Source organism: Mucilaginibacter dorajii (assembly GCF_024808255.1).
Taxonomy (GTDB): Bacteria; Bacteroidota; Bacteroidia; order Sphingobacteriales; family Sphingobacteriaceae; genus Mucilaginibacter; species Mucilaginibacter dorajii.
On record NZ_JANTYS010000004.1, the window covers coordinates 1 to 18436 of the forward strand.

At 43.9% G+C, this 18436-nt stretch carries 12 protein-coding genes and 1 pseudogene; 8 read left to right on the forward strand and 5 right to left on the reverse strand.

Annotated elements, in window-relative coordinates:
• Positions 1-95 (reverse strand): annotated as a pseudogene (locus FHS10_RS29285) (glucosamine-6-phosphate deaminase); the annotation flags it as partial.
• A 639-nt stretch (positions 96-734) separates the two neighbouring features.
• On the opposite strand from FHS10_RS29285, the gene cysC reads away from it, so the two are divergent.
• The 5 genes from cysC (at position 735) to FHS10_RS06210 (ending at position 8178) form a co-directional block, all read left to right on the forward strand.
• Positions 735-1286, forward strand: coding sequence for an adenylyl-sulfate kinase (gene cysC / locus FHS10_RS06190; protein ID WP_259088482.1), 552 nt, complete (start codon positions 735-737; stop codon positions 1284-1286).
• A gap of 37 nt (positions 1287-1323) precedes the next feature.
• Positions 1324-2151 carry a sulfotransferase gene (locus tag FHS10_RS06195; RefSeq protein ID WP_259088484.1) on the forward strand — a complete coding sequence of 276 codons (828 nt, stop codon included), beginning with the start codon at positions 1324-1326 and terminating at the stop codon, positions 2149-2151.
• Positions 2152-2413: 262 nt separating this feature from the next.
• Positions 2414-5197: a DNA gyrase/topoisomerase IV subunit A gene (locus tag FHS10_RS06200; protein WP_259088490.1), complete on the forward strand. Its 2784-nt coding sequence runs from the start codon at positions 2414-2416 to the stop codon at positions 5195-5197.
• 260 nt (positions 5198-5457) lie between these two features.
• On the forward strand, positions 5458-7344 hold the full coding sequence (locus tag FHS10_RS06205; protein ID WP_259088492.1) for a glycoside hydrolase family 35 protein: 1887 nt from the start codon (positions 5458-5460) through the stop codon (positions 7342-7344).
• Positions 7345-7413: 69 nt separating this feature from the next.
• Positions 7414-8178 (forward strand): PLDc N-terminal domain-containing protein, encoded by a 765-nt coding sequence (locus FHS10_RS06210; protein ID WP_259088494.1) that lies wholly within the window; start codon positions 7414-7416, stop codon positions 8176-8178.
• Positions 8179-8419: 241 nt separating this feature from the next.
• Here FHS10_RS06210 and FHS10_RS06215 read toward each other — a convergent pair whose 3' ends face one another.
• From FHS10_RS06215 to FHS10_RS06225, 3 genes are all read right to left on the reverse strand, one after another.
• Positions 8420-9286 (reverse strand): aldose 1-epimerase family protein, encoded by an 867-nt coding sequence (locus tag FHS10_RS06215; RefSeq protein WP_259088496.1) that lies wholly within the window; start codon positions 9284-9286, stop codon positions 8420-8422.
• A 120-nt stretch (positions 9287-9406) separates the two neighbouring features.
• Positions 9407-11857 carry a bifunctional YncE family protein/alkaline phosphatase family protein gene (locus FHS10_RS06220; protein WP_259088504.1) on the reverse strand — a complete coding sequence of 817 codons (2451 nt, stop codon included), beginning with the start codon at positions 11855-11857 and terminating at the stop codon, positions 9407-9409.
• A 253-nt stretch (positions 11858-12110) separates the two neighbouring features.
• The gene (locus tag FHS10_RS06225; protein ID WP_259088509.1) at positions 12111-13592 is read right to left on the reverse strand and encodes a glycine--tRNA ligase; all 1482 of its coding nucleotides are present in this window, start codon (positions 13590-13592) and stop codon (positions 12111-12113) included.
• 399 nt (positions 13593-13991) lie between these two features.
• Between FHS10_RS06225 and FHS10_RS06230 the strand changes: the two genes are divergently transcribed.
• The 3 genes from FHS10_RS06230 to FHS10_RS06240 all read left to right on the forward strand — a co-directional run bounded on the left by FHS10_RS06230 (position 13992) and on the right by FHS10_RS06240 (position 17343).
• The gene (locus tag FHS10_RS06230; protein WP_259088511.1) at positions 13992-14114 is read left to right on the forward strand and encodes a hypothetical protein; all 123 of its coding nucleotides are present in this window, start codon (positions 13992-13994) and stop codon (positions 14112-14114) included.
• 133 nt (positions 14115-14247) lie between these two features.
• Positions 14248-14661 (forward strand): ferredoxin reductase domain-containing protein, encoded by a 414-nt coding sequence (locus tag FHS10_RS06235; RefSeq protein WP_259088512.1) that lies wholly within the window; start codon positions 14248-14250, stop codon positions 14659-14661.
• An 87-nt stretch (positions 14662-14748) separates the two neighbouring features.
• Positions 14749-17343, forward strand: a complete 2595-nt coding sequence (locus FHS10_RS06240) for a T9SS type B sorting domain-containing protein (RefSeq protein WP_259088518.1) — start codon at positions 14749-14751, stop codon at positions 17341-17343.
• A 433-nt stretch (positions 17344-17776) separates the two neighbouring features.
• Here FHS10_RS06240 and FHS10_RS06245 read toward each other — a convergent pair whose 3' ends face one another.
• Entirely contained in the window at positions 17777-18247 is a 471-nt protein-coding gene (locus tag FHS10_RS06245) for a hypothetical protein (RefSeq protein ID WP_259088520.1), read from the reverse strand.
• Between the last annotated feature and the right edge of the window lie 189 nt (positions 18248-18436).

Consider the following 18436-nt stretch of genomic DNA (forward strand, 5'->3'; position numbering starts at 1 on the left):
CCTGCTACCGCCAGTGATGCTTCCTGCTGGTTGCCATAAACGCTCACCGGCAGCTTCTCGTACCGGGTCTCTTCCAATAAATTTAATCGGGCCATAATTTTTAAGAACCTGTGTTATATATATGTTGAAATAAAAAGATCGCATAAAAAAACCCCCGCCGAAACGAGGGTTTTATCAAACCAATTAACAAAACTGTTTTAACCTCACCGACATAAGGCTAAAATGAATTCTATTTAATAACAAGTTGTGCATTACACTACAAACATAATAAAACTAATTTTCAATTTAAAGAACTTTTTAAATTATTTTAATAAGTGTTTTTGAGCAAAAAAAAAGAGCTCCTGATGGGCAGGAACTCTGATCTAACCAATTATAAAACATAAATATGAGAAGAGAAGTAGATGCAGGGGACAGGATCGAACCATCCGCTCACCCGCCAACCGGTACCTGCTTTGTAGCTGTTAAATGCACCCATTTATAAACTACCTGCTGCAAATATATAATTAATTCTATAATATCCATGTATTTAGTAGTATAAATATTATAGCCTTTCTGCATTTTTTTCATCATTTGTGACCCTGCGAATCGCTTTTACCGGCTTCGTCGATACAAAAATCCACTCTATCGATACTCCTGGCATTAACTGCATTTAAATTTAAAACTTGCCTTAGTTGATAATTAATTAAAGGTTTAACATCAACCTGCTTTTTCGTTTACCCATTAAAATCAATTTTATGATCATACTGCTTTGCGGATTATCCGGTGCCGGAAAAACAACACTTGCTAAAAAAGTTAAAGACAAGCTTGAGCGCATGGGCCATTTAACAGAAGTAATTGATGCCGACGAATATCGCCAGGAGCTTTTTCCTGATCTTAAATATTCAAAGGAGGATCGTTTTGAAAATGTGCGTCGCCTGGGTTTCATCGCTGATAAATTTAGCAACCAGGGCATTATTACCATCATCAGCGCTATAATGCCTTATGAGGCAATGCGTCAGGAACTGGTTAATAATTATGATGAGGTTAAAGTGGTTCATGTAGATTGCCCCCTAAGTGTTTTAAAAGCAAGGGATACCAAAGGACTTTACTACCGGGCGCAATTGCCTGCCGGCGATCCGCAACGGATTAATAACCTAACGGGAGTAAGTGATCCTTTCGAGGCACCGCAACAACCACACCTATATATTAACACCTATGCCTATGATGTTGCCGAATGTACCGGCAGGTTACTGGCATTTATTGAATATCAACGCTTTTTATCAAAACAGCGACCTGTTGCCTGTTAATCAATAACGTTTTAAGAACAACATTAAATTAAACATTATGCAACATCAAACATTGATCATCGCCGGAATGCACCGCTCAGGTACATCATTAATAACCAATTGGCTTAGCCGATGTGGATTAGAAATAGGAGAACGCCTGGCCGAAGGCAACGCGGGCAATGTGGACGGGCATTTTGAAGATGTGGAGTTTTTAAAACTACATGAGGAGATACTGAATAATAACAGTCTGGATATCTCGGGCCTGGTCGATACTAAAAAGATCGTGCTATCGCCATACCAGTTGGCTAAGCTGGAGAGCATCATCAGCATAAAACAGCAGCTATATGAGCAATGGGCCTGGAAAGACCCGCGTACCTGCCTGTTCCTTGAAACCTATTCCAAGCTACTGCCCGGTGCAAAATACCTGGTGATCATGCGCGATTACCGGGCGGTGATAGGCTCGCTGTTAAAAAGGGAGTTTGCTTATATCGACAGAAAATACATGGCCCGCGGTTATTTTTCAAAACTGGTTTGGAAACACATCAGGCGTAAACGCAAACAGGAAAAATTTTATACCGAACACGCCGAAACCTTTTTGAAAGTTTGGATCAACTACAATGAAGAGATTCTTAAAACCCTTAAAAAGCTTCCTGCCGATGATTACCTGGTTATTAACTACGAGCTGCTGTTGGAGAAAGACGAACAGGTGATAGGTTTTTTGAAAGACCACTGGAAATTCAATTTAAACTACTTTGATTTTGGCCAGGTTTATAAACATGGTTTAATGAGTGCCACCCATGAAATTGAACAGTATGTAAGCGCTAAAACTTTACTGGTAAAAGCGCAATACCTTCAGCTGCGTTTAAATCATTATGTACGGATGTAGATGATTTGAAAATTTGAGGATTTGAAGATTTGAAAATTTGAAGATGAATGTTTGTCTGAACCACGATTTAGCGGATTAAGGGATTAAAGCAGGATTTTTTGCCAAATCAGAATCTTGTTAATCTGATAAATCTGTTTAACCCGGGGGCAGATTATTTCTTATCTAATCATTTTCAAATTTTCAAATCCTCAAATTTTCAAATCATCTGCACATCCGAACCTTATTTTTTATCTTTACCCATCCAAAACTTTTTGAGTACATAATGAGTGAAGATCTGAACGCAAACGAGATACCAGCAAATAACGAAGATAAATTACATAACGTTACCTCACTCGACGGTTTATACGAAAACTGGTTTCTTGATTATGCCTCTTACGTAATACTTGACCGTGCCGTACCGCACATCAACGATGGTTTAAAACCGGTACAACGCCGTATTTTACATTCTTTGAAGGAGATGGACGACGGGCGCTTTAACAAGGCTGCCAACGTAATTGGTAACACCATGAAATATCACCCTCACGGTGATGCTTCCATTGGTGATGCCATGGTACAAATAGGGCAAAAGAACCTGTTGATTGATTGCCAGGGTAACTGGGGCGATCCGGTAACCGGCGACTCGGCCGCGGCACCACGTTACATCGAGGCACGTTTATCAAAATTCGCGCTTGATGTTGTTTTTAATGCCGATACAACCGTTTGGCAGGCCAGTTATGATGGCCGTAACAAAGAGCCTATTACGCTGCCTGTAAAGTTCCCGCTGTTATTAGCCCAGGGTGCCGAGGGTATTGCCGTAGGTTTGGCTACCAAAATTTTACCGCACAATTTTAATGAACTGATTGATGCTTCCATTGAAGCATTAAAAGGTGTCCGTCCGAATATATTGCCCGACTTCCCGACAGGGGGTATGGCCGATGCTTCGTTGTATAACGAGGGTCAGCGTGGCGGCAAGGTTCGTGTGCGTGCTAAAATTGTGGAGCGCGATAAAAAAACCTTAGCCATTACCGAAATTCCCTTTACTACCACAACCGGTAGTTTGATCGATAGTGTAATATCTGCCAATGATAAAGGTAAGATCAAGATCAAAAAGATCGAAGATAATACTGCAGCAAGCGTAGAGATCATCATCCACCTGGCACCCGGCATTTCGCCCGATGTAACTATCGACGCCTTGTATGCCTTTACCGATTGCGAAGTTTCCATATCGCCAAATACCTGTGTTATCCAATCGGATAAGCCACGTTTTATGAGCGTGAACGATATGCTTACCGAAAGCACATTTTTCACCAAAGAACTGTTAAAGCAGGAGCTGGAGATCAGGTTGAAAGAGCTGATGGAAAAGATCTTCTTTAGCTCCTTACTTAAAATATTTATTCAGGAGGGGATGTACAAACACCCCGACTACGAAACCTCCGGTAATTTTGAAACGGTACTGGAAGTGCTTAACCGTTTGTTTGAGCCTTTCTTCCCTCAGTTTTACCGTACTATAGTGCCCGAGGATTATAAAAAGCTTATTGATAAACCAATGAGCAGCATCACCCGCTTTGACGTTAAAAAGGCGGATGAGCAGATGAAAACCCTCGAAAATGAAATAAAACAGGTAAAACATCACCTGAAACACCTTACCGATTATACCATTGCCTGGTTTGAAAAACTGAAGGAAAAATATGGTAAGGATCGTGGCCGTAAAACCGAGTTGCGCACTTTTGATAAGGTAGAAGCCGCACAGGTAGCATTGGCCAACATTAAATTATATGTTAACAGGGCCGATGGTTTTATTGGTTCTGGTTTGAAGAAAGATGAATCTGTTGAGTATGTGGGCGATTGCTCCGATATTGACGAGATCATCATTTTCCGGTCGGATGGTCGTTGCATTATCACCAAAGTACAGGATAAGGTTTTTGTGGGTAAGGATATCATCCACGTAGCCGTATTTAAAAAGAACGATGAGCGTACCGTTTATAACATGATTTATAAAGATGGTGAAAGCGGTATAGCTTATATTAAGCGTTTCTCGGTAGTTGGTGTAACCCGCGATAAAGAATATGACTTAACTAAGGGTACAAAAGGCACCAAAACGCTATACTTTACTGCCAACCCTAACGGTGAGGCCGAAATTGTGAACGTACAGCTTAAACCACACTCCAAATTGAAAAAGCTTCAGTTTGATGAGGATTTTGCGTCGATAGCAATCAAGGGACGTGGTTCTATGGGGAATATCATCACCAAATACCCGGTTAAAAAGATATTGCTGAAAAGCAAAGGGGTATCTACATTGGCTGGTCGTAAAATTTGGTACGATGCGATCCTGAAACGCCTGAATGCTGATAGCCGAGGCAAATACCTGGGTGAGTTTGATGGCGACGACCGCATCCTGACCATGATGAGCAACGGTATTTATGAGCTAACCAACTTCGATCTTAATAATCATTTTGATGATAAAATGATTTTGATAGAAAAGTACGATGCCCAAAAAGTTTATTCGGCTATCCACATTGATGGAAAATCGAAAAACTACATGGTGAAGCGTTTCCTATTTGAAAACATAGCGCTTAGTAAACAGGTAAGCATCATTAGCGACGAACCGGGATCAAAACTGGCATACATTGCCAAAGGCAACCAGCAGTTTAGCGTAGTGCAGTTGAGAGGTAAGGAACAAGCTCCCGAAACCATTGAAGTAAACGTTGCCGACCTGATTGATGTAAAAGGGATGAAAGCCATGGGAAACCGTTTATCGCAATTGCCTATAAAATCTGTCGAGCTGATTGTTACTGAGGATGCTGTTGAAGAACCAGCGGAGGCTGAACAGGAAGTAGAAACCGAAGATATCGGCGAAGTAGCAAGCGGCGAAGCTGAACCTGAAGAGGCCGAAACTGAGGTGACCGAACCTGCAAAAGCCCCTGCCGAGTCACAAGCTCCGGCAGCTGCACCAGCGCCGCCCAAGGAAGAAAAACCAACCCAGGAACCACCTAAAAAGGTAGACTTTGAGATCACCAATCCCGATGATATCGACATAAAGGATAACGGTCAGTTAGGGTTATTTTAAATATTTAAACAAGTCACGTTCAGTGAAAGTCATGACGTAAACAAGGCGCAGACGACTCACCCCGACGAGGCTGCGCCCGTCTCCCCTCTCTCCGACTGCGTCGCATAGAGCGGGAAGAATATTTTTTAACCCTCTTTGCGGCTTGCCGGAGAGAGGGTCGGCCAGCGAAGCGTAGCCGGGGTGAGTCGTAGCCAGCGTTCTATATCGCCGTTTGTTCGGCCACCAATGCCTTTTTTCGATATAAAATAAAATAGATTACCATGAAAAAGATCATTATCGCCTGCTTATTATTCATAGCAGCTTTCACCACTACATTAAACGCGCAAACCGCCAATCACACCTTTGCCCTTGGCGATTCGACTTTTATGTTAGATGGGAAGCCGCTGCAACTGATCTCGGGCGAAATGCACTGTTACCGTTTACCGCGCGAGTACTGGCGCTCACGTATGAAAATGGCAAAGGCCATGGGTTTAAATACCATTGGTACCTATATTTTTTGGAATGTGCACGAGCCTGTACAAGGCACTTATGATTTTACAGGTAATAACGACATTGCCGAGTTTGTTAAAATAGCCAAAGAAGAAGGCCTTTGGGTAATAATGCGCCCAAGTCCTTACGCCTGTGCCGAGTGGGAATTTGGCGGCTACCCCTGGTGGCTGTTAAAAGATAAGGATATGAAGGTGCGCAGCAAGGATCCTAAATTTCTGGCTGCCTATAAAAATTACGTAATGCAGTTAGGCAAGCAGCTTACTCCATACCTGGTAACGCATGGAGGCAATATTTTAATGGTGCAGATTGAAAACGAATACGGATCATACAGTAACGATAAAGAATACCTGGATATTAACCGCAAAATATTCCGTGAGGCTGGTTTTGATGGCTTGCTGTTTACCTGCGATGGTCCTTCGCAATTGCCTGCGGGTTATTTGCCGGGCTATTTGCCTGCTGTGAACGGCTTGGATAATCCTAAAGAGGTAAAAGAGCTGATCAATAAATATCACAATGGTAAGGGCCCATATTACATTGCTGAATGGTATCCGGGTTGGTTTGATAGCTGGGGAACCCCGCATGCTACTACCAAAGCCGATGAGGATGCCAAAAAGCTGGATGAGGTTTTATCGGCAGGCATCTCTATTAACCTTTACATGTTTCATGGTGGTACCACCCGTGGTTTCATGAACGGGGCCAACATGAGCAAGCATGATCCATACTCGCCGCAAACATCAAGCTATGATTACGACGCCCCGTTGGATGAATCTGGCAATCCAACCACTAAGTTTTATAAGTTCCGTGAGGTGATTCAGAAGCATTTGCCTAAAGGTGAAACTTTGCCGCCTGTACCTGCAACCAACAAAACCATTGCCATACCCAATATAAAACTTACTGCCTGGGCTCCCTTATTTTCAAAAACGGTTGATAACCTGGGTGCACCTGTAGTATCTGAAAAGCCATTATGTTTTGAAGACCTTGACCAGGGATACGGCTTTGTTTTATACCGCACTACCTTAAAAAACGATGTCAGCGGCTTGCTAAAAGTTAAAGAAATGCGTGATTATGCTACCGTTTACCTTAACGGGCGACGCATTAGTATATTAGACAGGCATCTACGTAAAGATTCATTGCAGTTAGATAAGGCTAAAAGAGGTGATGTGCTTGATATATTGGTAGAAAACAACGGTCGTATTAATTACGGGGCATATTTAACCGATAACCGCCAGGGCATTACCGAAAAGGTGACCTTAAACGGAGATGAACTTTTGGGTTGGAAAATGTACAAGCTTCCGTTTGAAACAACAAAAGGCGTAAAGTTTTTAACCGAAAATACCAGGGTTAAACAGGGGTTACATACTAACGTAGCAACGCCAACCCCTACCTTATACAAAGGAACTTTTACGTTAACCAAAACAGGCGATACTTATTTAGACCTGAGCAGCTTTGGTAAAGGGTTTGTGTTCCTGAACGGGCGCAATATTGGTAAGTATTGGAATGTTGGTCCGCAGCAAACACTGTATATCCCTGCCGGCTGGTTGAATAAAGGAGTGAACGAAGTAGTGGTTTTTGACGAATTGAAAAATGGTCACGCTGAAATAGCCGCGCTTGATCATCCAATATTGGATAAAGTGGTAAAAGAAGCCGATTTGAAATAAAAATATTGCTGACGAATGCGTCATTTTTTTATTTTTGGATAATCTTATCCTTTTAAAGCTTTGTGAACTATGAGTATGCTCTTTGGTGGCGGTAGCTATTACTATCTTATCCTTATACTTGAAGCCTTTTGTATTATCCATTGCTTACGCAGGGGTACGCAGCAAAAGTGGCTTTGGATGCTGATTGTTTTACCCGTTGTAGGCTGCTTTATTTATATCTATTCAGAAATACTCACCAACCGGTCGACCCTGCGGATGCCAAAGGTTGATGTTGGCGCGGTGCTAAACCCCGGTGTAAAACTTAAGCGCCTGGAAGATGAGCTGCGCTTTACCGACACTTTTGCCAACAAAATAAAATTAGCAGATGCTTACCTTGAGGCCGGCTTCACCGATAAAGCTGTCGACCTGTACCAAACCAGCCTTACCGGAGCTTTTGCCGAAAACGAGCACGTATTAGCCCAATTGATTGTAGCTTACTCCGAACAGGCCAGGTACCAGGAGATTATCCCTATTGCCAAAAAACTGTATAAGCTGCCCCAGTTCCCCCGCTCAAAAGCGCATATCGGTTACGCCATAGCTTTAGAAAACACCGGTCAGGTTGATTTAGCCGAAGCCGAATTTAAAGCCATGAAAGGCCGCTATTCGTACTTTGGGCCACGGTATGAGTACGGCATGTTTTTGGTGAGGCAGGGCCGGGACGAAGATGCTTATCAGATCTTTACCGATATCCTGAACGAAGTACCCCAGCTTAGCGCCATGGAGCGTAAAGCGAGTAAAGTTTGGTTTGGTAAAGCCAAGGATGAGTTGAAGCGGTTATCAGCGAAATCGGCTTAGTAACACAGAATATCAAAACGTAATTCTTCATCATGTCATTGCGAGTTGTAAAATTTCGCGAAATTCTGAAGGTGGAATGACATGGTGGACTTGTCATGGGTAGGAACGAAGCAATCGCGAACTATGTATATCCGCTTTTCACGCGTGCGATTGCTTCGTGCCTCGCAATGACATTGTTTTTATACTGTGCTGTCCGTCCGCTCACAGGTACCCATTACCTTTCGGACACCCCTAAGTATGTCTAAAGGCTTATAAAAAACGGTGCTTCAAAAACGTGGCCTACGCCTAATTTCTGGATGGCTTCTTTATGCTTGATATCTTTTTGCTCGCCTTCGGTATCGGCACAGCCTAACCATGGTTCAATGCAAACAAAATCGGCACCGGGTTTGGCCCAGATGCCCAGGTAATTAAAATGAGGGAACTCCACCGATAACGATTGTCCATGCTTATCGCTCTTGATGGTTACCATCCTTGACGATAGGTTTTTAAACACCAGCGCATCGGCATCAAATAAATGACGGGTTAGCTGCAGCCTGTTTTTAGGCGTTGGTACGGGGTGGCTTTCGCCGGTAAAGAAGCCATCTGCAGATAACAGGTCTGTTTCCAGGTGCTCATCGGTTTCAAACTCCAGGTAATAATCTTCATAGCGTTCGCCTTTGTTAAAGGGCACGTTAAAGGCGGGGTGTGCACCTACCGAAAAGTAGATGGTTTTCTTATCAAGGTTAATCACCTTGTAGGTTATTCTTAAGGCGTTATCTATAAGGGTATATAAAACCTGGTAGTCAAATTTAAAAGGATAAACCTGTAAAGTTTTATCGCAGTTGGGTAACGAAAAATTGGCCGATACCTCATCGGCATTCAACAGCACAAACTCCGATTGCCTGGCAAAGCCGTGCCTGTTCATGGCATACTTTTGCCCATCTACCAGCAGTTCGTTGTTAATTAAACCGCCCACTACCGGGAACAGGTTTGGCGCATGCCATGGCCAAACACTGGCATCGGCTTGCCACATATGTTCAACGCCGGTTGCTTTATCAATCAATGAACTTAACTGGGCACCTTTGGTATCGATGCTTACTTTCAGGTATTCATTTTCAATGGTAGTCATGGTACAGCTATTTGTCAGAACCCGAAGTTATGCATTTGTTTTAATTTCAGAAATTACTTCAACCCTACAATTTTCAATTCTGTTCATTCTTTAATTCCGGCAATTCCGATTCCGGCAACATTAATCATCATCCTCTTCCTTTTTTGGCTCCAATAGCACAAAAGCGCTGCGTTTTGGCGCGGGCATTATGGCATTTTCGCCTTTTACAGATTTCCAAACCACCTCATTAAGTTCAATATCCGGGGCGGCATCTTCCTTGGCCAGGTTAAACAATTCAGACCGGCGACTGCTTTCGTTAACTGCCATGTTGCGTTGCTCCAGGTCAACCTGTGGGGCTTTGGTTACGTATGGGCTAAAATCGGGCTTGTTAGTAAAGCAATCAAACAAAGGCATGGCGGCAGCATCGTATTGGCTCATAGGTGGCAGGCCTAAAATAAGCTCCATGGTGCGCAGCACGCCCGATGTGGAATACATGCCATGAATTACCTGGTTACGCTTCACATACGGCCCTGCAACAAACACAGGCGAGCGGTGTGCATCCACATGGTCGGGGCCGTTTTGGGCATCATCCTCTAAAATAAACACCACCGATTCCTTCCAGATGGAACTTTTAGAAAGGTGCTCAATAAACTGCCCAATAGCCTGGTCGTTATCACCAACGGCCGCGATGGGCGATATAGCTCCTTTACGTTGCCCGCTGGTGTGGTCATTTGATATGCGGATGGTATTAAAACGTGGCACGGCGTTAATAGCCAATAATGAGTCGAAGTCATGTGCCCAGATCTGGGTGCGTTTAACATCTTTTACGGCAAGATCAAAGCCTGGCGATTGCTGGCAGAAATGCCCTTCTAACGATTTCAGGCTGGCTTTGCCCGGGTTGCCATCGGTTACAAATTCGCCGTAAGTGCGGTAGCTTAAGCCTGCACGCTTGCAGTAATCCCATATAAAGCCATCGCGCGGGTAAGCTGCCTTGCGGGTTCCTTCAAAATCGTAATTACCGCCACGCCCACCGTAGCTGGTTGGCCAGGTTTTTTCAACAAAGTCGGTACCGTAGGCTGCCATACTCCAGTTGTGTCCGTCCGCGCTAACCTCCGCGTCTACATAAAAATTGTCTAACAGTACAAACTCGTTGGCAATGGCATGGTGGTTGGGCGTTACCTTTTTACCAAAAATACAAAGCGAAGTATCGCCATTACCCTGTGGCATATCGCCTAAAACCTGGTCGTAAGTGCGGTTTTCTTTAATAATGTAAAACACATATTTAATAGGCGATTTTTCGCCCATGCGCCTTGGTATCGGGTTGCCTGTTTCGCCGGCCGCGGTTTTAGCCTTGGCACTGGTAAACGGCGTATTGGCATATACCTGTTTGGTAAGGGCCTTAAGCTGTATGGCGCTGGGTGTGTTTATAAACGATAACGTACCTTTAAACAAGCCGCCTATGTATTGTTCCCTGCTGTTGGTAGCGCCCTGCTTATAGCCGCTATTATCGGTTTTAAGTACGGGCTGCGGGCCTTTGGGGTTGGCCATTGAGGTGAACCCTTTACCGTTTGATACTATGATTTTTTTGCCCAGCATTTTAATATTGGTGGGGTACCAGCCCACCGGTATAAAGCCCATGCTACGGCTGCTGCCCGCTTGGCTTACATCAAATACGGCAAGGCAATTGTTATCGGCATTGGCTATGTATAGCGTTTTTTCATCGGCAGATAATGCCAGTCCGTTGGTGGTTGAGCCTGTTAAACGGGTAGGGAACAGGGCAGTGGCAATGTTCTCTAACGTTTTATGGGTAGTGGTATTTATTACCGATACCGAGTTGTCATTGGCATTAGCCACATATAGGATAGTACCCTTTTTGTTTAATAGCAGCTCGTTGGGGTGGCTTTCGGTATTCAGGGTGCTTAACTTATCGGTTGCGATGTTGTAAATACCCAGCTTATCACCTCCCCACAGGGAAATATAAAGCGTTTTTTCATCGGGCGATAGGGTGCAGGCATAAGCCTCGGCAGGGAGTTTTACCGTTTTTAGGGTTTTGCCCTGGTTGGGGTTAACTATGTAAAGCAGGCTATCCTCTTTGGTAACGGTGTACAGGCGGGTATCGGCTTTATTAACGGTGATGCCGGTTGGGCACACCTTGCTTTTGGGCCATTTGTTGGGTGCAAGTCTAATGGTATCCGGCTTGCCCAGTTTGTTGTTGGCTATATTGAAAACGTAGACCCAGTTATCGTTACCGCCTGATGCGTATAGCTTGCGCTCATCATGACTAAAAGCCAGCCCGTACCATGATTTGGCTATCACCTTTTCGTCGAGCAGTTGCTCGTTCTTTGGGTCGATAAGCTGAACCGACTGCGTGCTTTGCCCGTTATTGGTTACGGCAAGTAATTTGCCCGATGCCGATAGCTGGATGTTAAGGGGCAAATCGCCCAATGGCAATGATGTACCTGCGGGACTAAGCTTCCAGCCATTGGGTAATAATACCTGCTGGGTTTGGGCTATTTTGCCCGGTGTTTGGGCGCATACGGTTAGTGCCGATAGTGTAAGGGCACAAAGGCCAACGATAAACTTTTGTTTCATAGTAAAACGATTGTAATCAAAATTACATAATCGTTTTGCATAGATGGGTGGGTTAACACAAACTTAATGTGTAAGATTATTGCTATAATCAAACACGGCTGTCATTTCGACGAACAGTTGTGGGTAAAAGAAAGGGGTGAGGAGAAATCTTATACAACCTGCGTGTTCGCTTGTCGCTTATACAAGATTTCTCCTCACCCCACTGCTCGTGCCATCCCGCTGTTCGTCGAAATGACATGGGTTATATATTTACTTACTTCAGCAAATTCTTCCAGCTTACCTGGTCGCCAATGATTTTTTCAAGATCGGCGCTGGCCACACGTTCCTGGGCCATGGTATCGCGGTAACGGATGGTTACGGTATCGTCCTCTAACGTTTGATGATCAACCGTGATACAGAATGGTGTACCAATAGCATCCTGGCGGCGGTAGCGTTTACCAATAGCGTCTTTTTCTTCGTACTGTATGTTAAAGTCAAGTTTCAGGCGGTCCATAATTTCGCGGGCTTTCTCTGGCAAGCCATCTTTTTTGGTAAGCGGAAAAATAGCCGCTTTAACCGGGGCCAGGCAAGGGTGCAGGTGCAGCACGGTACGGCTATCCTGTTTCTCTTCTGTACTCAGGTCTTCTTCCTCAAAAGCGTTTATCATGGTTAACAGGAACATCCTATCCAAACCTATCGAAGTTTCAATAACATAAGGTACGTAATTACCATAAGGCTTGCCGGTTTCCGGGTCAACCTCGGGGTCAAAGTACTGCATCTTTTTGTTTGAGAATTTCTCGTGCTGTTTTAAATCAAAATCGGTACGGCTGTGAATACCCTCTACCTCTTTAAAGCCAAACGGAAACTCAAATTCAATATCGTAAGCAGCATCGGCATAATGGGCCAGTTTTACGTGCTCATGGTAACGGTATTTGGCGGCATCGGTACCCAGGGCAAGGTGCCATTGTAAACGGGCTTCTTTCCATTTATCAAACCATTCTTTTTGAGTGCCAGGACGTACAAAGTATTGCATCTCCATTTGCTCAAACTCGCGCATGCGAATAATGAACTGGCGGGCAATCACCTCGTTACGGAAAGCCTTACCTATTTGCGCAATACCGAAGGGGATTTTCATCCTACCCGATTTTTGCACGTTTAAATAGTTCACAAAAATACCCTGCGCGGTTTCCGGGCGAAGGTAAACCACATCGGCATCATCAGCTACAGCGCCCATTTGGGTGCTAAACATCAGGTTAAACTGGCGTACATCGGTCCAGTTGCGGGTACCGCTTACCGGGCAGGCAATTTCGTGCTCAATAATAAGCTCCTTTAAACGTGGCAAATCCTCATTTGTAAGGGCTTCATTCATATCGTGTTCCAACTTTTCGGCCTTGTCGGTTTTGCCATCTTTGGCATAACGTTCAATCTTATCCTCCAAAAGCTGATCGGCACGGTAACGTTTTTTGGAGTCCTTGTTGTCAATCATCGGGTCGCTGAAGCCATCAACGTGACCGCTCGCTTTCCAAATTTTGGGGTGCATAAATATGGCACTGTCAATACCAACAATGTTATCGTGCATTTGCACCATGGCTTTCCACCAGTAGGTTTTAATGTTGTTCTTCAGCTCGGCACCATTTTGGCCGTAATCGTAAACGGCGCTTAAGCCATCATAAATTTCGCTCGAAGGGAAAACAAAGCCATACTCCTTGGCATGCGATATCACATTTTTAAAAAGTTCGTCGGTTGATTTGCTCATAATAGCTGCAAAGATACAATTTAGGAGGAAAGGCGAAAGTGAGAAATAGTAGCAAGTAGTTAGTATCAAGTATCAAGACAAAAGTGGGCGATCATTAACCTTTACGCTGAGTCGCCGGCTAAAAGCGTCCGTCCGCTACCGGGTATCCACTGTTTTACGGATGGTGCCGGACAGATTAATCATCTTAAATACAGGGAAAACGCATCTAATTGGGTTAACATAACTTAACATATTTTTAGATTTATGCAATGTAAGTGATTGATAATAAATGTTTTATATTTTTGCAAGGTTAACACTAAACTGATGTATCGCGCAATTTAGCTCATGTAAGTATTTAAATGCTTTAAAACTAAATGGCCAAAAAACTATTTTATTAGTAGACATCAAAAACACCAAGCCATGGAAACCGTTATAAGCATCCTATCAACCCGGTATGTAACCCATAATGTAAAGCAGTTTAGGCTGCAAAAGCCGGCGGGGTTTACTTTTTACCCCAGGGCAGGCTACCGAGCTATCCGTTAACCAGCCCGATTGGAAGGACAAAAAGAACCCTTTTACCTTCACCAGCCTTACGGATGATCCTTACCTGGAATTCACCATTAAAATATATCCCGATAGTCCCGAGGGTGTAACCAACCAGCTAAGCAAATTAACCGTGGGCGATGAGTTGATCTTACGCGATGCCTGGGGTGTTATTGAATACAAAGGCCCCGGTTACTTTATAGCCGGTGGGGCAGGTATTACACCCTTTATAGCCATTTTAAGGGATTTAAACAGGCAAGGCAAGCTGGCAGGCAACAAACTGTTTTTTAGCAATAAAACCGATAAGGATATTATTTTGGCCGATGAGCTTAAAAGCATGCTTGGTCCCGATGCCTTGTTTTTAATAAGCGGGCAAAAAGATAGCGTTCACGATACCCGCCGCATAGATGAAACCTTTTTAAAAGCCGAAGTAAGCGATTTTACCAAACACTTTTACGTATGCGGCCCCGACCCGATGGTTGAACAGATTAACGGTATTTTAACCAGGCTGGGTGCCAGTGCCGATTCGGTGGTATTTGAGCGGTAGGGGGCAATAACATCGGTACAAATAATATCGGTTTGTTATAAAAATAACCTATTTTTAGCCTACTTTATCACATAGGATAGGCTATTTATGCGGTTGTTTGTTTCTGCTTTGTTTTCAGTTGTATTACTGGTTTTTCTGTTGGTATTTAATACCCAATACTTATATGCACAGGCGCCGGTAATAAAGTATACAACTCCGCGTGTTTATGTAATTAATAAGCCCATAGCGCCTTTGGCACCAGCAAATACAGGCGGCGCAGTGCCCGCTACAATATATGGACAGGTAAGCACTGTTGCAGATTATAGTTTTGTTAGCGCTTTTTTCACTATTACTGGGCTTGTTGTGGATAATGCTGGTAATTTTTTTGTTGAAGACTGGGGTGGAAACCAAATTAAGAAGCTAACTCCAGCAGGTAATCTCTCCGTGTTTGCAGGTAGTGGTGCTGCAGGTTCAGCAGATGGCAATGGTTTGGCTGCAAGTTTTTCTGAACCGGATGCTATAATTATTGGTCCCACAGGCGATTTTTTTGTTTCAGATCAGGCAAGTAATTTAATTAGAAAGGTAACCATAAATGCCGATGTAACCACGTTTGCGGGCAGTGGCGCTGCCGGGGCTACAGATGGTAAGGGCAAAGCGGCAAGTTTCAATAGCCCCAGGGGATTGGCCGTGGATGGATTGGGCAATATTTACGTAGCCGACCAGGCAAATAACCTGATACGTAAAATTACGCCCGATGGAACGGTATCTACCTATGCAGGTAATGGTACAATGGGTTCTGCCGATGCGGCAACACCGCTATCGGCTTCATTTAATACGCCTACGGCAGTTGAGTTGGATACTCAGGGCAATTTATATGTTTCAGATACGGGAAATGGCGCTGTCAGGAAGATAACGCCTGCGGGTGTAGTGAGCACCTTTGCCAGGGGGTTTAACTTTCCGCGGGAATTGAAGGCTGATGGCACCGGTAATGTGTATGTGGGCGATCAGGCGGATAATGTGATTAAAAGAATCTCGCCAACTGGTGTTGTAACCGTGGTAGCCGGTAGTGGTGCACGGGGCGGAGTTGATGGTGTGGGGAAGGCGGCTTCTTTTGCCGGAACAATTGGAATGGCTGTGGACGGAAAAGGCAATTTATTTTTGGGCGAAAGTGGTAATAATATGATAAGGAAATTAGTCATTACAGGTTACACCATTGATAAAGCCCTGCCTGCCGGCTTAACTTTTGATGCTACCACCGGCAAAATTACCGGTACGCCAACGGTTTTATGGCCTGCAACAGATTATACTATTACGGCTTACAACGCTACCGGAAGCAACAGCACTGTTTTAAATTTGCAGGTTGTGTTTGAAATAGTATTAAAGCCATCTATCATTACCTTTCCGCCACCGGTTAATATCAATATAGATGCAGATAATATTCTACATCCCGATGCTACCAGCACCAACACCGAAACGCCTGTTACCTATACCAGCAGCAACCCGGCAGTGGCCTATATTGGTACCGACGGGCAAATTCATGTAATAGCGCCGGGAGTAACCACCATTACCGCTAATCAGGCAGGTAATGAAAATTATTCGCCTGCCAACGCCGTTCAGGAAGTATTTACTATCAAGCAGAACCAGGTCATCAACTTTCCTGCCATTGCCGTTAAATCAACCTGTAGTGCCGATTTTGCTGTAGGGGCCATAAGCTCAAATGCGCTTATTCCCCTTGTTTATTCAAACACCAACCCTGCTGTAGCAACAGTATCTGCAACGGGAAGCATACACATTGTTGGCCCCGGTACAACCACTATTACGGTTTCGCAGGCAGGCAGTACTTTATACAACGAAGCTTTACCGGTTTCGCAAACGTTAACGGTAAACCCTTTGATAACGCCATCGGTAAAAATCAGTCCCGATTTTTACGCCAGTTGCGATGGGCTATTGCTATCCTATACTGCAACGCCCACAAACGGCGGCAACAACCCAACATATCAATGGAAGCTTAATGGTAATAACAGCGGCGATAACACTGATGTTTACTCCAGTACCACCTTAAAAACCGGTGATGTGATTACCTGTATAGTTACCAATAATGATCAGTGTACACCGGTTTCCTCGCCGGTATCAAAGCCGGTTTCGCTCAGTTCAGATCCTTTTGTTACTATTGGGTTGGTTATCACATCATCGGCAACAACGGTTGATGCAGGCACACCTATCACCTTTAAGGCAACGGCATCTGCCAATGTTCAGATTGCGCCGGCATATACCTGGATGGTGAACGGGCAAATAGCGGGTACCAGCAGTGCCACTTTTACTTCTAACACATTATCAAACGGCGATGTGGTTACCTGTGGCATTCTTATTGCCGGCAAGTGTATTGTAAATCCATCGGTTACATCCAATAGTATCACCGTTTCTATATCGATACCCGAAAAAATTATTATCCCTAATGCATTTACTCCAAACGGCGACGGAAGTAACGATACCTGGAGTATTGCAGCATTACTATCTTATCCTAATTGCACGGTAAACATCTACAACCGCTATGGCGCGGCTGTTTATCAATCTAAAGGATACCAATATCCCTGGGATGGGCGGATGAACGGTAAGCAACTACCAGCCGGTACCTATTACTACATTATAGATACCCAAAAGAATAACCAAAAACTTTCGGGGCCGGTAACCATATTGAGATAGGTGTTAACTGCCGCTGACTAACGGTAAGTGTCCGTCCGCTACCAGGTGACCAATACCTAAGGACAATTGATGCACGTTAACCATCTTAAATAAATTTCATTCTTTATTTTAAAGAATTTTCTGTATATTTGAAACGTGTATAGTGTTTTTATACACATCAGCTGTCCGCAGGTTGTCTGGGAAATTGGATACACCGGGACGGACGGACAGACAGGAGCGTTATCAAGGCTGTCCGCAACGTGTTTGCAACTGTCTTACTCCTCTTTGCGGACGGACACCCCAACCCACCCAACATATTCTACAGGCAGTATGCACCCGTACACCGTCAAGGTCATTTATATATCCCCTTATATAAATAGGCTATTGGAGGGGTATTTTTAAAAATCGTGGAAGATTTTTAAAATAGGTATCGCAGAAAAAAAATTAGGGCAGTCTATTCAAGTATCTCACTTAGCATACTTCTTGCTATACTATGCTTCACCAGCATGCTTATACCTATCGCAATGGTAAAAAATATTACAAAGAATAGCGGAGCGTAGTAATCCCCATGGTTTATAGCAAAAATTGAAAGGGCAGCTATTATTAATACAGGTGTCAGCAAATTGCTATACCAGGTAAATGTGATCAATGCGTCATTGTTTGATGAATTGATTTCAAACCTGCCTCCATCCAATCGCTTTGCTGTTTCAAAATTCCACATCAGTTTAAAGGGTTCTTCATCAAATTCAACGCTGCTAACGGTAACGTTGTTAACCCTGTATTTGCCCTCATCTAATTTTGATACTATCCTGCCAATAACAACAGCAGGGGCAAGGCTGGTTGATTGTGATACTGTAAACTTTATTTTCATTGATGTAATAAGGGCAAAGGTGAAGGTAATAAAGTATTCATTAATAGTTGCCATGTGTTTTTATTGCCCTGTTGATAATAGGCTTTGGCAGTGGCGGTTGGCTATTACATGTTACTGGGGGTGTCCGTCCGTCTGGAGGTGCCAATGTTTTTTTAATGAACGGACAGCTGCAAAAGCATAGTAAAAAAGAAAGCAAACCATCGTTTCATCAACCTAAGGCATACAGCGGCAAATTACTATTGG

What these genes read in the sequence shown, in the direction of transcription:
- FHS10_RS06225 (WP_259088509.1), bottom strand. Translation starts at nt 13,592, where the DNA reads ATGAGCAAATCAACCGACGAACTTTTTAAAAATGTGATATCGCATGCC.
- FHS10_RS06240 (WP_259088518.1), top strand. Translation starts at nt 14,749, where the DNA reads ATGCGGTTGTTTGTTTCTGCTTTGTTTTCAGTTGTATTACTGGTTTTT.
- FHS10_RS06215 (WP_259088496.1), bottom strand. Translation starts at nt 9,286, where the DNA reads ATGACTACCATTGAAAATGAATACCTGAAAGTAAGCATCGATACCAAA.
- FHS10_RS06195 (WP_259088484.1), top strand. Translation starts at nt 1,324, where the DNA reads ATGCAACATCAAACATTGATCATCGCCGGAATGCACCGCTCAGGTACA.
- FHS10_RS06205 (WP_259088492.1), top strand. Translation starts at nt 5,458, where the DNA reads ATGAAAAAGATCATTATCGCCTGCTTATTATTCATAGCAGCTTTCACC.
- FHS10_RS06230 (WP_259088511.1), top strand. Translation starts at nt 13,992, where the DNA reads ATGGAAACCGTTATAAGCATCCTATCAACCCGGTATGTAACCCATAAT.
- FHS10_RS06245 (WP_259088520.1), bottom strand. Translation starts at nt 18,247, where the DNA reads ATGGCAACTATTAATGAATACTTTATTACCTTCACCTTTGCCCTTATT.
- FHS10_RS06210 (WP_259088494.1), top strand. Translation starts at nt 7,414, where the DNA reads ATGAGTATGCTCTTTGGTGGCGGTAGCTATTACTATCTTATCCTTATA.
- FHS10_RS06200 (WP_259088490.1), top strand. Translation starts at nt 2,414, where the DNA reads ATGAGTGAAGATCTGAACGCAAACGAGATACCAGCAAATAACGAAGAT.
- cysC (WP_259088482.1), top strand. Translation starts at nt 735, where the DNA reads ATGATCATACTGCTTTGCGGATTATCCGGTGCCGGAAAAACAACACTT.
- FHS10_RS06220 (WP_259088504.1), bottom strand. Translation starts at nt 11,857, where the DNA reads ATGAAACAAAAGTTTATCGTTGGCCTTTGTGCCCTTACACTATCGGCA.